The organism is Citrobacter sp. Cpo030, assembly GCF_030333005.1.
In the GTDB taxonomy this organism is placed as follows: Bacteria; Pseudomonadota; Gammaproteobacteria; order Enterobacterales; family Enterobacteriaceae; genus Citrobacter; species Citrobacter portucalensis.
This window is the reverse complement of sequence record NZ_JAOWGT010000075.1, coordinates 97,151-111,740: the sequence shown is the minus strand read 5'-3', so window position 1 is coordinate 111,740 and position 14,590 is coordinate 97,151. Positions and strand designations below refer to the sequence as shown.

Genomic DNA, 14,590 nt, shown 5'->3' with positions numbered 1-14,590 from the left:
TGGGCTACAGATGACTGGCAAACATAGATGCCGGATGGCGGTTTTGCCTTATCCGGCCTACAAGGTAATGTTACCCTCCAGGCCTGGTAAGATTGCGCCATCAGGCGTCCTATCATTCGCCATCGATCTCAAGCCTGCCTAAGCAGGCTAAAAGTTCCACGGCAACTCAAACGATTAAACGCTGTAGTACAGCTCAAACTCTACCGGGTGCGGAGTCATACGCACGCGGTCATCTTCTTCGCGACGCAGCGCAATGTACGCATCGATAGCTTCATTAGTAAACACGCCGCCTGCGGTCAGGAACTCGCGGTCCAGATCCAGTTCTTTCAGTGCTTCTTCCAGAGAACCAGCAACCTGTGGGATCTCTTTCGCTTCTTCCGGCGGCAGGTCGTACAGGTTTTTGTCCATTGCTTCGCCCGGGTGGATCTTGTTCTTAATACCGTCAAGACCAGCCATCAGCAGCGCTGCGAAGCACAGGTACGGGTTAGCAGCCGGGTCCGGGAAACGCACTTCGATACGACGAGCTTTCGGAGAAGCAACTACCGGGATACGGATAGACGCAGAACGGTTACGGGCAGAGTAAGCCAGCATGACCGGTGCTTCGTAACCCGGGACCAGACGCTTGTAGGAGTTGGTGGTCGGGTTAGCCAGGGCGTTGATCGCTTTAGCGTGTTTGATTACGCCACCGATGTAGTACAGCGCCTGCTCAGACAGACCCGCATATTTGTCACCGGAGAACAGGTTTACGCCGTTCTTGGACAGGGACATGTGGCAGTGCATGCCGGAACCGTTATCGCCAAACATTGGTTTTGGCATAAAGGTTGCGGTTTTACCGAAACGGTGAGCGACGTTGTGAACGACATATTTGTAGATCTGAATTTCGTCCGCTTTTTTGGTCATGGTGTTAAAGCGGGTCGCGATTTCGTTCTGACCAGCAGTCGCCACTTCGTGGTGATGCGCTTCAACAACCAGGCCCATCTCTTCCATGATCAGACACATGGTAGAACGGATATCCTGAGAAGAATCTACCGGAGGAACCGGGAAGTAACCGCCTTTCACGCCAGGACGATGACCTTTGTTACCACCTTCGTATTTGGTGGAGGAGTTCCATGCGCCTTCGATATCATCGATAGCCACGTGGGAACCGGAAATAGATGCGCCGAAACGGATGTCGTCAAACAGGAAGAACTCTGGCTCTGGCCCGAACAGAACGGTGTCTGCGATGCCGGTAGAACGCAGATATTCTTCAGCACGTTTAGCGATGGAGCGTGGGTCACGGTCGTAGCCCTGCAGCGTACCTGGTTCCAGGATATCGCAACGGATGATCAGGGTAGACTCTTCAAAGAACGGGTCGATGAGAGCAGTAGACGCATCTGGCATCAGAACCATGTCTGATTCGTTAATGCCTTTCCAGCCACCGATTGAGGAGCCGTCAAACATTTTGCCTTCTTCAAAGAATTCGGCATTTACCTGATGAGCAGGAATAGTGACGTGCTGTTCTTTACCTTTGGTATCAGTGAAGCGTAAATCAACAAACTTCACTTCGTGTTCGTTCAGCATCGTCAAAACGTGTTCAGCGGACATACTTACTCTCCCGGATTGGTCATTGTCGTCGTGGTAACGAAGTCTTCAATTCTGCAAAAATTGGCCGTGTCGCCATAAAAAATATAAAGCGAAATCTGTGCCAACTTTTAAATTGCCCCTAAAAGGCGTTATCATGCGCACCATCGTGCAAAGGGGCTGCACCATGAAGGTTGTATTGCACCATTATAGTGCTTTAATGTGAACATTAAGCACCATATTGGTGCAAAGCATGTCAGATTACCCCTTTTAACGCTCCGTGAATGTGATCACAAAGAAACTCTGCAATACTTGTTTGCGGAGGATGTTTGTGATCCTGTTTTGTACTGCGATTAATCCGTGTACAATAACGCGCTATTTCTAAAATGCCTGAGGCAAAGTTGTGATCGAAAATTTGCGTAACATCGCCATCATCGCGCACGTAGACCATGGTAAAACGACCCTGGTAGACAAGCTGCTCCAACAATCCGGTACGTTCGATGCACGTGCTGAAACCCAAGAGCGCGTGATGGACTCCAACGATTTGGAGAAAGAGCGTGGGATTACCATCCTCGCTAAAAACACCGCTATCAAATGGAATGACTACCGTATCAACATCGTTGATACCCCGGGGCACGCCGACTTCGGTGGTGAAGTTGAACGTGTAATGTCCATGGTCGACTCCGTGCTGCTGGTGGTGGATGCAATGGACGGTCCGATGCCGCAGACGCGCTTCGTGACCAAAAAAGCCTTTGCCCATGGCCTGAAGCCAATTGTTGTTATCAACAAAGTTGACCGTCCTGGCGCGCGTCCTGACTGGGTTGTTGATCAGGTATTTGACCTGTTCGTTAACCTCGACGCTACCGACGAGCAGCTGGACTTCCCGATCGTTTACGCTTCTGCGCTGAACGGTATCGCGGGTCTGGATCACGAAGACATGGCTGAAGACATGACTCCGCTGTATCAGACCATCGTTGATCGTGTACCGGCTCCGAGCGTAGACCTTGATGGCCCGCTGCAGATGCAAATCTCTCAGCTGGACTACAACAACTACGTTGGCGTAATCGGTATCGGCCGTATCAAACGCGGTAAAGTTAAACCGAACCAGCAGATCACTATCATTGATAGCGAAGGCAAAACCCGTAACGGTAAAGTCGGTAAAGTTCTGACCCATCTGGGTCTGGAACGTATCGAGAGTGATATTGCCGAAGCAGGCGATATCATCGCGATCACCGGTCTGGGCGAACTGAACATCTCCGACACCATCTGCGACCCGCAGAATGTTGAAGCGCTGCCAGCTCTGTCCGTTGATGAACCGACCGTAACCATGTTCTTCTGCGTAAACACCTCTCCATTCTGCGGTAAAGAAGGTAAATATGTTACCTCTCGTCAGATCCTTGACCGCCTGAACAAAGAGCTGGTGCACAACGTTGCGCTGCGCGTTGAAGAAACCGAAGATGCGGATGCGTTCCGTGTATCCGGTCGTGGTGAACTGCACCTGTCTGTTCTGATCGAAAACATGCGTCGTGAAGGTTTCGAAATGGCGGTTTCCCGTCCGAAAGTAATCTTCCGCGAAATCGATGGCCGTAAACAAGAGCCGTTCGAAAACGTAACGCTGGACGTTGAAGAGCAGCATCAGGGTTCTGTGATGCAGGCTCTGGGTGAGCGTAAAGGCGACCTGAAAAACATGAATCCAGATGGCAAAGGCCGCGTACGTCTTGACTACGTGATCCCAAGCCGTGGTCTGATCGGCTTCCGTTCAGAATTCATGACCATGACTTCCGGTACCGGTCTGCTGTACTCCACCTTCAGCCACTACGACGACGTTCGTGCGGGTGATGTGGGTCAGCGTCAGAACGGCGTACTGATCTCCAACGGCCAGGGTAAAGCAGTTGCGTTCGCACTGTTCAGCCTGCAGGACCGCGGTAAGCTGTTCCTGGGTCACGGTGCTGAAGTTTACGAAGGCCAGATCATCGGTATTCACAGCCGCTCTAACGACCTGACTGTAAACTGCCTGACCGGTAAGAAACTGACCAACATGCGTGCGTCCGGTACTGACGAAGCAACGGTTCTGGTTCCGCCGGTTAAGATGACTCTGGAGCAGGCTCTGGAATTCATCGATGACGACGAACTGGTAGAAGTTACCCCAACCTCTATCCGTATCCGTAAGCGTCACCTGACTGAAAACGATCGTCGCCGTGCAATGCGTGGCGCGAAAGAAGAGTAATTAACACTCTTTTTCAGGTAAGCACAAAAAAGCCGCTGATTATCAGCGGCTTTTTTTATCCCGGAAGGATTAGAAGAAATACTTAGCCCCGACACGAATTTGATTTTGTTCGCGGTGATAAGGTTCCACATTGCGATCTAACCAGCGTAGTTCCAGGTAGGGTAACCAGTGTTCATTGATACGATACTTGAAGGTATTCGTAATTTCCCAGTGGTGATCTTTTCCATTACTGCTATTGAAGTCATTCACTCGAATAAAATAGTGCGGCTCGAAAGTATAGGAAAACTTATCGGTGATGGTAAAGTTCCAGTAGTTACCTATTTCATAGGTATCGTTATTGTCCAGGTCACCGTTTAGATCGGTTGAGCTGTAGTTATTATGGTTATATCGGTTACGCACGGTAAGATTAAACCATGGGGTAAATTTATAGTTAACATCCAGATAAGCAGCACCACCGGAACCAGTACTCTTATCGTTTATCAACCCACCTGGCTGAATAGTTAATTTATCTGTCGGTTTAAATAACGGATACCAGCCCTCTATTTCATTATAGCCGTGTTTTAATTCATCCTTGCGTTGCATTGTGTAGGTGTTGGTGAGCATGATACCCGCGCCCATATCGGAGTTATAGCCAACGCGCATCATCACTTCTATCTGATCGGATGCCAGATTATATGCCTCACGGTTCTCGACATAGGCACCTGCAAAAACAGAAGTAGAAGCAACAGAGGATAAGAGAATTAGTGTTGTTAACTTTTTCATAATAAATCCATTTTTTAAGCGTAGGGAGGCCGCCATCCATTAAGATGGAATAGGCGGCTATTATTTTTATACGTTTACAGCAGAGGTATTATTTTTAGTGGTAACAGGATTCGATAGATTATTGTTTTTCTTCCGTTGGCTGATTTCCTCAATAATAAAAGCAAAGCGAGTTTCGTTGAGCTTATAAAATAAACCCATTGTGAATGCAGCGATAATGGCCAGCCCACAAGGCCAGAGGAAAATAAGCTGACGCAGACCGAGCAAAGTTGCATTACTTTGGGTTATGTTGGGGATATAACCGATTTGCGTCAGCATGATGCCCGGCAGGAAACCAGCGAGCGCAGCGGAAATTTTGCGCGAAAAGGTATAACCCGTATACACCGAACCTTCCGCGCGGATCCCTGTTTTCCATTCGCCATAATCGACCGTATCCGGAACCAGCGCCCAGTTCAGGCTGTTAACAAAAGCGGTTCCGAAGAAGGCCATACAGGAGAATGTCACGAACAAAAATGATGTGCTGCCCCAGAAAAAGTTCAGTACATCGCCGATAGCCCATAATGCCAGACCGCCGAGGTAAACCTGCTTTTTACCGAAGCGTTTCACCGCAGTGGGAACCAGCAGCACCCCAACCAGAATGCATCCCATGCTGAAGAACCCCATCCACGACAGCAGATGAATATCATTGAGCACGTACTGGGTGTAGTACACCTGGATTGCCAGCTTGATGTTGAATGCCGCTAGCGTGCATAAGTTGGCGACACACAGCACCAGCAGGGGAGGGTTACGGAAAATGGCACAGAACGATTTGAGAATGCTGGGCTTATGGTGATCCGGCACGATTTCAATGTAGCGTTCCTTCACTCCGCTGAAACACCACCACATGCTGAACAGCCCGCAGACTGAAAAGATCAGTGCGGCGATCAGATAACCCAGCGAGGATGAACTGACAAATAGAGCTTGAATCGGCATAAAGCCAACGGTGCACAGTAACAGACCAACGGTAGCGCCGCCCTGACGCCAGGCGGCGAGCTGAGCGCGTTCATGCGGGTTTTTAGTGATCGCAGGCACCATCGCGCCGTAGGAGCAGTTCATCAGGCTATAGAACAGACCGAATAGCATAAACAATACCGTCGCCAGCCCAGTTTTTACCGTTAGCGTAAAATCTGTCGCCAAAAACTGCGCGCTGGCAACAACTGCGACAGGAAATGACGCATACAAAATAAAAGGTCTGAATTTACCTTTTGCGCCAATATTACGCCTTGAGTCCAGCAATACACCGGTCAACATATCAGTGAAGGCGGTGAAGAACTTCGCCACCAGAAAGATAATCCCACCGTAATACGCCGGCATCCCTAGTTCATCGGTATAAAATTTAAGCAGATACAGTGTGCCGATACACAGCATCAAATTTGAGCCGAAGTCACCCACTCCGTAGGCGAATTTTTCACGCAGGCTCAGTTTTAGCGTTAGCGGATCATGAAAAGACATAATCGCTCCTCAATAGCGCCCCGTAGAGCGCTATTAATTATTATTATCAAACGGGTTGTTTACGCGCTTCTATCTCTTCAACGATGCGGACATACATCTTCTCGTTAAGGTTGTAGAAACAGCCCATAGCCACAATGGTGATCACCGCTAAAGCGCAGGGATAAATAAAGATCAACTGACGCAAACCTTCGACCGTACTTGCTGATTGCACCACGTTGGGAATGTAGCCGATTTGCGTCAGCATCCAGCCGGGGAAGAATCCCGCCAGTGCTTGTGAAACTTTACGAAAGAAGGTGAAACCGGTGTATACCGTGCCTTCAGAGCGTACGCCGGTTCGCCATTCGCCATATTCCACCGTATCGGAGACCAGCGCCCAGTTCAGGCTGTTAACGAATGCTGAGCCGAAGAACGCCAGGCAGGAGAAGGCGACAAAGCTGACGGAACCGCCACCAAAGAAGTAGTTAAGCAAATCCCCCGCGACCCAAATTAGCAAACCGCCAATGTAGACTTTTTTCTTGCCGAAACGTCTAACCATTCCTGGCATCAAGAAGACGCCGATGAAGATACAGCCCATGCTGAAAAAGCCCATCCAGGAAAGGAGAATTGGGTCATTCAGTACGTACTGGGTGTAATAGACCTGAATTGCCAACTTAACGTTAAATGCGCCAAGCGTACAAAGGTTGGCAACGCACAGAATAAACAGAGGGCGGTTACCGGCGATGGCGCGGAAGGATTGCAATAATCCCGGTTTTTGCGCGGCATCCACGGGTTTCACTTCCACGTAGCGTTCTTTTACCCCGGCATAGCACAGCCACATAAACAGCAGGCCAAACAGCGAGAACAACGTGGCGGCGAAGATATAACCCAGCTGTGAATTGCCTTCGATCAAGTTCATTACCGGTACAAAGCCGACTGTACATAGCAACAAACCCAGGGTTGCACCCCCTTGTCGCCAGGCTGCCAGTGAAGCGCGCTCGTCCGGATTTTTCGTAATCGCGGGAACCATTGCACCATAGGAGCAGTTCATCATGCTGAAGAACAGTCCGTACAGCATAAACAGCACCGTTGCCATCACCGTTTTACCGGTTACTTCAAACGGTGTACCGACAAAGTTGGCAATCGCCAGCAACGTAACTGGAAATGCGGCGTAAAGAACGAACGGACGGAATTTCCCTTTCGGGCCGATTTTGCGGCGGGAATCGAGCATAATCCCGGTGCCCATATCGGTAAACGCGGTAAAAAATTTGGCGATAAGGAAAATGATGCCGCCATAAGTTCCTGGTAAACCAAGGACATCGGTATAAAACTTGAGTAAATAGAGGGTACCAATGTCCAACAGGATATTGGAGCCTAAATCACCCATCCCATAGGCGAGTTTTTCTTTGAACGGCAAGCGTAGGGTTGCCGGATTAGAGGAAGTCTGACTCATTATTATTCTCCATGTGCCCGCGAGTTTCCCCGCGGGCGAGCCGTGTTAGATATTGCGTAAGGTGGCAAACAGTGACGCCCATTCACTCTTCGCGCGATAAAACACCGGGGGCTTGCCGATAGGCGCATCTACGGTAATTTCACCGCCCTGGTAAGTTTCCCCAGTCCAGACGTTTACCCAGCTATCCTCTGGCAGATACAGCGTCCAGTTTTGCTGGCCCTGTTCGTGAACCGGCGCGACCAGCAAATCTTGTCCCAGCAGATACTGATATTTCAGGGTATAGGTCCGAGCATCGTCTTCGTAATGCAGGAACAGCGGGCGCATCACCGGCAGACCGGTAGCGCTGTTTTGCGCGACAGCCTGTTTTAGATACGGTTTCAGGGTGGTAAAGACGGTGGTCATACGGGCAAAGTGGGCGATGGTTTCAGCATCACCATCAAACTGCCAGTTATCGCCAGGGCGGTTACCTTCGTGGGTGCGCATCATCGGCGTGAAGGCACTGAAGTCACACCAGCGCAACAGCAGCTCTTTGCTGCGTTTCATGTCAAACAGGGTGGTGTAGCCGCCGATATCGCTGTGGTGCAGACCGTGACCGGTCATCGCCAGCGACAGCGCCGCAGGAACGACGGAAGCCAGACCGTCGTCGAGGCTCCAGTCAACGTTCTGATCGCCTGCCCACATCATGGTGGAGTACTTCTGGCTGCCGGTGTAGCCCGCACGCATAAAGAACAGGATCTCGCCGAGTTTGCCGGTCTCCTGTAACGCTTCGTAGTTGCATTTCGCCCACAGTGCGGGCCAGGCGTTATGCATAATTTCAGCGCTGACGCCGTTGTGCAGATACGTATCGGTTGGCAGATATTCGCCAAAGTCGGCCATCCAACCGCCGCAGCCCAGCTCAATCATGTTCTTTTTGATGACTTCTTTGAACCAGTTGTAGGCTTCGGGGTTGGTCAGATCGACCACACCGCCGTAAAACTCGCCGAACTCAACCAAATAGTCAGCGCCTGAGGCATCTTTCGCCAGATAACCGCGAGCGGCAGCTTCGGCACAGAGATCTTTATCGCTGGCGACGTATGGGTTGATGTAGGAGAGAAACTGCACGCCTTCTTCTTTCCACTGCTTAATACGGTTATCCAACTGCGGATAGTTGTCGCTGTTCCACTTCCAGTTCCACATCACGCGCTTGCCAAAGGAGGTCATGCGGATCCCGGACCAATCCTGCGCCCAGATGCCGTTTACTTTCACGCCTGCGTTACGCATGGTGTCCAGTTTGTTCTGGCAAATCTCAGTACCGCCCTGAATACCGAGCGTGACGCCGTCGTAAATCCAGTCCGGCAGCTCCGGCTGGCGACCTAACAGCGCGGTCAGTTTTTCCAGCAGGGAAATATACGTGTCGGCGCACTCAAAGCGCAGGGTGGTTTTGTCTTCCCACAGCGCCAGCTCGTGATACTCCGGTGCGCTGAAGTCGAAATTCATATAGCAACTGTTATCAACGTGGCAGTAGTACTTCTGTGTGCTGACGAAGGTCGGCTGCGGGAAGAAGGTCCAGTAGTAGTCTCCGCCGGCATTTTCTTTGCAGTCAGCCTGCCAGGTGACATAGCTGTTTTTGTTACGGCCCACGCCCTGTTCGCTGGTCCACAGTGGGAAGGGTTTTCCGCGCAAATCGAAGTAAGAGAATTGTTCACCACAGCCGTAAATATGATCGTCCGGGTTGGCTGCCAGACGCAGCCAGATGCGGTTATGGCTGAGATCATCGTTGTGCAGGTCCAGCTTCAGGCGGCTCTGTTCATCGGTAGAGATGTGCAGCGTGGCGTTGATGGTATTACCGCGGCTGAAATGTACCAGCCAGCCATCAGGTGACTCGCTAACCGTGGCGTCGGTCAGAGCAATCTTCTCATTGAGCTTGTCTTTGATGCTGAAGTTGCCGCGAAACATGTCAATGTCGGCAACGCCAGCGCCGATCCATAGACAAGGGGTTTCTGTGCTGTGACGTAAAATCAGGCGCTGGTGGTACGTTAAAGCAAATCCATCAGGTAGTGATGTGAGTTCTAAGGCGGTTGACCGTTGTTGTAGCGAATTCATTATCGTCTCCGTAAAAATAGGGTAATTCGGTAATTTGTCGGAAATCTGTTATTCACTGCCGATTAAAAAATGCATTTGATGTGTTTCTCCGGGCGCGAGATGAATCAGGCTAATTCCGGAGTTAAAGGCGTCTGGCGGGCAGGTCATCGGTTCAACCGCAAGGCCACGCCGTGCTAATTTTTCGCCGGTGTACACCTGTAGCCAGGGCTGGTGGCTGCGTAAAAAAGTGGACATGTTTTGCGATGGACTGGTTATCCTGACTTCCCACTCAGCGTCAGGTGGCATGGTCCTGAACGTATGATCGATAGTGGTCTGCGCAATGCGTCGCTGCGTTGTGAAATCCCGTTCATCGCATGTTTCTTCACTCGCTGGGAGTGTTAATTCACAGTCATCGATAGGGTGCTGATTGCAGGTCAGGTAGGGGTGTGCTCCCGCGCCATAGGGTGCAATTTCGTCACCCACATTCTGTGTCCGAATAATGACGTGCAATCCGCTGTCTGCCTCCAGTCGGTAAATCACCTCTGAAACCAGCGCAAAGGGATAGCCATAAGAGGGCGGAAGAAAAATCGTCAACGACACTTCCGTGTTCGACAGTTGATTAATCTGCCAGTCCCGCCAGGCCAGCAATCCATGGATGGCGGTATGTGAAACAGGGTCGTTAACGGCAAGTTGGAAGGTCTTGCCGTTATGTTGATAGCAGCCATTTGCAACGCGGTTTGGCCAGGGAACCAGCACTTTTCCTAAATGTGCCAGCGGCATCTCTTCCGGCTTATGTGGAATCACAATGTGACGCCCACGGTGCGTCAATTCTGCTAGTCCAGCACCAACCGTGACGATTTTCGCCTGGAAGTTTCCGGCTTGAAGATGAATGGTTTTTCCACCGTTATGCATGGCTGCTCACCTTGTTACTTATTTAGCGTTGATATCCAGCAGACCGGCAGCCACTGCCGGAGCAAGGCCCGGAGCCAGCGGTAGACGCGGGATCACCAGGCAGTGCAGCAGGTGATAAATGTCCTGCTTACCGTCCCAGACTTTGGTCGTCACCTTGTTATCGGTATCCAGTTCCTGCCACCATGAACCGGTCTCGTAGTCCATCAGATATGTGATGCAGTAATCCCACCACTTCTGGTACCAGGCTTCGTACTGGCTGTCGCCGGTGAGGGTATACAAGGCATAGGCGGTACCCATGGCTTCGACTATCGGCCAACGCACTCTTTCGCGAACTATGGGTTTACCATCCCAGTCCACCGAATAGACAAAACCATCTGCACCGTCTGGTGCCCAGGCATCACGGATGGTGGCGTGGAACAAGCCTTTGGCATCTTCCAGCAGCCAGGCGGGAGGCGTTTCGAAGCGGGCTTCCAGTGCGGCATGCAGATGCAGCATCAGGCGACCCCATTCGATCCAGTGGCCCGGCGTGCCGCCGTAAGCGCGGAAACGGTGAGCTGGGTTATCCTTGTTGTAATTGCGGATTGGGTTCCACTGTGAATCGAAGTGTTCGTTAACGCGATACTCCCCGCTGCGGGCTACGTCGTGAATAATCACCGATGCAATTCGCAGTGCGCGATCGAGCCATTTACGGTCATGGGTAACGTCATACACGATCAGGAAAGCCTCGACCGCGTGCATGTTGGCGTTACCGCCGCGGTAATCTTCCGTCTGGCTAAAAGCTTCGTCCCAGGATTCCAGGCACATCTGCTCCTCTTCGCTCCAGAAGTACTTTTCAATCACGTCGATAGCGTCATCCAACAATTGCCTGGCCTGCGGATGACCGGTGGTGACCGCACTTGCCGCACCGAGCAAAACAAAGAAATGCTGATAGCCCTGTTTGGAGGCGTCCATAACGCCTTCGTCATTTACGCAGGCGTACCAACCGCCGTAGCGAGTGTCGCGTAGCGCGCCATTCAGTGCTTTAATGCCATGATCGACTAGCTGATATGCGCCAGGACGACCCATTGACGCGGCAACGGAGTAGACGTGCAGCATGCGGGCGGTGATCCACAGATGTGTCCCCATATCTGCTCTGACCTGACCACTGTTTCCCAGCCAGCCAAATCCGGTGGGTACTGCCGCATTCTTACCAAAGTTAAAGATGCGGTCGGTTTCTTGCTCCAGCCAACGGTTGTGGCTTAGGGTGTTGAACCATTTCATTCTTAGATCCTCTTAGCGCCGGGCCATCATTTCGTCGACGATATCGCCCAGGCGTTGCAATTTAGGTGCGGAAACATCACGCAGCATCAGTTCGGTATCCGGCAGGCCAACAACCGATGACCAGACCGCACGTCCGGCCAGGAAGCCAGATGCGCCTGCGGTCATTGCTACGCTGACTGCTCGCGGGAACAGTTTTTCATCTACACCAGAGGAGAGAATGACCCACGGCATGTTGATGTTTTCATTCAGGCGCAGAGAGGCGCTAAGCAATTCTTGTTGGGTACCTTTGCCGTACAGCGGCATTTCGACCTTGTAGAGATCGGCACCGCAATCACCCAGTTCTTTTGCGGCATCGATAATGGCCTGTTCGCGATCGAACTTATCGCCACGACGCGGTGGACGAACAACCGGCTCGATGATGCTCAGCAAGCCATTGGAATGGCATAGCTCATTGAATTCTTTCACCATATCAAGACGCTGTTGGGCATCTTCATCGCTACGCCACAGCACCAGCAGTTTGAGAGCCTTGGCACCATCTTGCTTCACGGCCTGCGGGTTGATTTTTTTATCAATCACCACGCTATCGACCGGGATTCCGTTACCCGGAATAAACTCATCAGCGGCCACAATCATGGCGCAGCTTTTGGCGATCGCGTTTTGCTCTACAACCTGGCGGTAGCAGAACTGCTGATCGACCAGAATGGCGGAGGCATAGGGGGACAGGATCTTCGCCGCATTGACTTTGAAATCGGTCAGTACGCTGTCATTGACCGGGGATTTTGCACCTGCTGCGGCAAACATTAAGCGCATGGCTTCGCGCTGATCGACCGCCAGCATGGCAAATCCGCCAGAAGCTCGGGTGATATCTTTCAGGGTGTACTTCGTCATTGCTCAGTCCTTACTTATCTGTGTGTTTATTTAGCCCGGCGGATGCGCGAACCTGTTCAAGAATGGCCGTCCAGTCTTCCCGGCCACGGCCAGCGGCACGCGCCTGGTTATAGACTTCGCGGGAGGCAGCACCGAGCGGCATCGGCACATGCAGTTGGTTGGCAACGTCCAGCGCGATGCCAAGATCCTTGTGAGCTAAATCGATCATGAATGCCGGGGAAAGATCGCCTTTCAGCACTTTGTTCGGCCAGGAGGTAGTGAAGTGGCCTTTCCCGGCGGGGGTACCGCTCATAACTTGCAAGGCCACATCAAAGGAGAGGCCAAGTGCCTCGCACAACACGGCTGCTTCGGCAGAAAGAGCGTTCAGTGCGATACTCATGTAGTTGTTGATGAGTTTCACGCGGATCCCCATGCCGGGACCCCCTGCATTGATCAGTTCATTACCCATCGCCATCAGAACCGGTGCGGCGCGTTCTACCTGCTGTGCTGTTCCGCCTGCCAGCAGCAACAGCGTTCCCGCGATAGCGTGATCGGAGGTACGCCCAACCGGGCAATCCATCATGTCGAAGCCTTTGGCACGCATATCGGCGATCAGCTTGTCGGTTTGCAGTGGGTGAATAGTCGACATATCAATCACTAATGCCTGCGGGGAGAGGCTTTCGCAGATACCTTGCTCGCCGAACAGTACGCTACGCACCAGATCGCCATTTGGCAGCATGGTGATGACAAATTCTGCCCCTTTTGCTGCCTGAGCCGGGTTGCTGGCAGGCTGTGCTCCTTTTTCCACCAGGCGCTGAACGGCATCCGGGTTAACGTCAAAGACGCTGAGTTGGTGACCCTGCTTCAGCAAGTTGCTCGCCATGGGTGAACCCATCTGACCTAATCCGATAAATGCTATAACTGCCATAACGTTCTCCTGAGACGTGGATGTCATTTTTTGTCATTTAAGGTCGTTTGTTTTTGTCTGTTTTTGATCGTATTTGTAATTTATGGTCAAAAAATTGACAGCCGTCACTTTTTAAACATTTTGTGAAATTAAAATGGTCCCATCTTGAAACGCCTAAGGAATAACCATGATTCGTATTGCTTGTGTAGGTATTGCCGTGATGGATCGCATCTATTACGTGGAAGGTTTACCGACTGAAGGGGGTAAGTATGTGGCGAAGCGTTATACGGAAGTGGGCGGTGGGCCTGCTGCAACGGCCGCAGTGGCTGCAGCGAAGCTGGGCGCACAGGTGGACTTTATTGGCCGTGTGGGCGATGACGACACCGGAAATAGCCTGCTGGCGGAGCTGGAATCCCTGGGGGTAAATACCCGTTACACCCGGCGCTACGCAGGGGCGAAGTCTTCGCAATCGGCAATTATGGTTGATACGCAAGGGGAGCGGATTATCGTCAACTATCCCAGCCCGGATTTATTGCCGGATGCTGATTGGCTGAATGAGATCGATTTTTCCCAGTGGGATGTGGTGTTGGCGGATGTTCGCTGGCATGAAGGGGCCAGAAAGGCGTTCACGCTGGCGCGTCAGGCGGGAGTGATGACAGTACTGGATGGTGACGTAACGCCACAAGATATCAGCGAGCTGGTGGCGTTAAGCGATCATGCTGCGTTCTCTGAACCTGGTCTGGTGCGTTTAACCGGGATAAATGATTCTGAAGTTGGACTGAAACAAGCAAAAACGCTCACAAATGGACATGTTTACGTAACGCGGGGAAGTGAAGGCTGTGACTGGATAAAAAATAATACGTTGCAGCATCAATCTGGATTTAAAGTCGACGTTGTGGATACTACGGGAGCTGGAGATGTTTTCCACGGTGCACTCGCATTCAGCCTGGCCGGCGGCGATGCTCCAGAAGAGGCCGTCAGGTTTGCCAGCGGGGTTGCTGCGTTAAAATGTACACGTCCGGGAGGAAGAGCCGGAATCCCTGACTGTGATCAAACCCGATCTTTTCTGTCACTTTTTGTATAAAATGCCAGGGCAATGGTTTTTCGAGGAAATTTC

Annotated in this window: 11 protein-coding genes; 2 read left to right on the top strand and 9 right to left on the bottom strand. The window is 51.6% G+C overall.

Annotated elements, in window-relative coordinates:
* Positions 1 to 174: 174 nt before the first annotated feature.
* A complete protein-coding gene (gene glnA, locus OGY37_RS21830; protein ID WP_003825314.1) occupies positions 175 to 1,584 on the bottom strand; it encodes a glutamate--ammonia ligase in 1,410 nt (469 codons plus the stop codon).
* Positions 1,585 to 1,963: 379 nt separating this feature from the next.
* Between glnA and typA the strand changes: the two genes are divergently transcribed.
* Positions 1,964 to 3,787, top strand: coding sequence for a ribosome-dependent GTPase TypA (gene typA, locus OGY37_RS21825; protein ID WP_008786988.1), 1,824 nt, complete (start codon positions 1,964 to 1,966; stop codon positions 3,785 to 3,787).
* Positions 3,788 to 3,856: 69 nt separating this feature from the next.
* Here the strand turns inward: typA and ompL are convergent, their stop codons facing one another.
* The 8 genes from ompL to yihU form a co-directional block, all read right to left on the bottom strand.
* Positions 3,857 to 4,549, bottom strand: coding sequence for a porin OmpL (gene ompL, locus OGY37_RS21820; protein WP_191234392.1), 693 nt, complete (start codon positions 4,547 to 4,549; stop codon positions 3,857 to 3,859).
* A 66-nt stretch (positions 4,550 to 4,615) separates the two neighbouring features.
* Complete coding sequence (locus OGY37_RS21815; RefSeq protein WP_286621870.1) at positions 4,616 to 6,037, bottom strand: MFS transporter; 1,422 nt, start codon at positions 6,035 to 6,037, stop codon at positions 4,616 to 4,618.
* A gap of 46 nt (positions 6,038 to 6,083) precedes the next feature.
* A complete protein-coding gene (locus tag OGY37_RS21810) occupies positions 6,084 to 7,466 on the bottom strand; it encodes an MFS transporter (protein ID WP_267391485.1) in 1,383 nt (460 codons plus the stop codon).
* Between the two features lie 45 nt (positions 7,467 to 7,511).
* Positions 7,512 to 9,548 (bottom strand): alpha-glucosidase, encoded by a 2,037-nt coding sequence (locus OGY37_RS21805; RefSeq protein WP_286551328.1) that lies wholly within the window; start codon positions 9,546 to 9,548, stop codon positions 7,512 to 7,514.
* Positions 9,549 to 9,596: 48 nt separating this feature from the next.
* The gene (locus tag OGY37_RS21800; protein ID WP_126957461.1) at positions 9,597 to 10,439 is read right to left on the bottom strand and encodes an aldose-1-epimerase; all 843 of its coding nucleotides are present in this window, start codon (positions 10,437 to 10,439) and stop codon (positions 9,597 to 9,599) included.
* A gap of 18 nt (positions 10,440 to 10,457) precedes the next feature.
* Positions 10,458 to 11,699, bottom strand: a complete 1,242-nt coding sequence (yihS, locus tag OGY37_RS21795) for a sulfoquinovose isomerase (protein WP_286621869.1) — start codon at positions 11,697 to 11,699, stop codon at positions 10,458 to 10,460.
* A 12-nt stretch (positions 11,700 to 11,711) separates the two neighbouring features.
* Entirely contained in the window at positions 11,712 to 12,587 is an 876-nt protein-coding gene (yihT, locus tag OGY37_RS21790) for a sulfofructosephosphate aldolase (RefSeq protein WP_286621867.1), read from the bottom strand.
* 10 nt (positions 12,588 to 12,597) lie between these two features.
* A complete protein-coding gene (gene yihU / locus OGY37_RS21785) occupies positions 12,598 to 13,494 on the bottom strand; it encodes a sulfolactaldehyde 3-reductase (RefSeq protein WP_048227546.1) in 897 nt (298 codons plus the stop codon).
* Between the two features lie 166 nt (positions 13,495 to 13,660).
* On the opposite strand from yihU, the gene OGY37_RS21780 reads away from it, so the two are divergent.
* The gene (locus tag OGY37_RS21780) at positions 13,661 to 14,557 is read left to right on the top strand and encodes a sugar kinase (RefSeq protein ID WP_003825297.1); all 897 of its coding nucleotides are present in this window, start codon (positions 13,661 to 13,663) and stop codon (positions 14,555 to 14,557) included.
* Positions 14,558 to 14,590: the final 33 nt, after the last annotated feature.

Bases quoted from the DNA above. Each gene is read 5' to 3' on its own strand.
- OGY37_RS21810 (WP_267391485.1), bottom strand. From the start codon at position 7,466: ATGAGTCAGACTTCCTCTAATCCGGCAACCCTACGCTTGCCGTTCAAA.
- ompL (WP_191234392.1), bottom strand. From the start codon at position 4,549: ATGAAAAAGTTAACAACACTAATTCTCTTATCCTCTGTTGCTTCTACT.
- yihT (WP_286621867.1), bottom strand. From the start codon at position 12,587: ATGACGAAGTACACCCTGAAAGATATCACCCGAGCTTCTGGCGGATTT.
- yihU (WP_048227546.1), bottom strand. From the start codon at position 13,494: ATGGCAGTTATAGCATTTATCGGATTAGGTCAGATGGGTTCACCCATG.
- OGY37_RS21800 (WP_126957461.1), bottom strand. From the start codon at position 10,439: ATGCATAACGGTGGAAAAACCATTCATCTTCAAGCCGGAAACTTCCAG.
- yihS (WP_286621869.1), bottom strand. From the start codon at position 11,699: ATGAAATGGTTCAACACCCTAAGCCACAACCGTTGGCTGGAGCAAGAA.
- OGY37_RS21815 (WP_286621870.1), bottom strand. From the start codon at position 6,037: ATGTCTTTTCATGATCCGCTAACGCTAAAACTGAGCCTGCGTGAAAAA.
- OGY37_RS21805 (WP_286551328.1), bottom strand. From the start codon at position 9,548: ATGAATTCGCTACAACAACGGTCAACCGCCTTAGAACTCACATCACTA.
- glnA (WP_003825314.1), bottom strand. From the start codon at position 1,584: ATGTCCGCTGAACACGTTTTGACGATGCTGAACGAACACGAAGTGAAG.
- OGY37_RS21780 (WP_003825297.1), top strand. From the start codon at position 13,661: ATGATTCGTATTGCTTGTGTAGGTATTGCCGTGATGGATCGCATCTAT.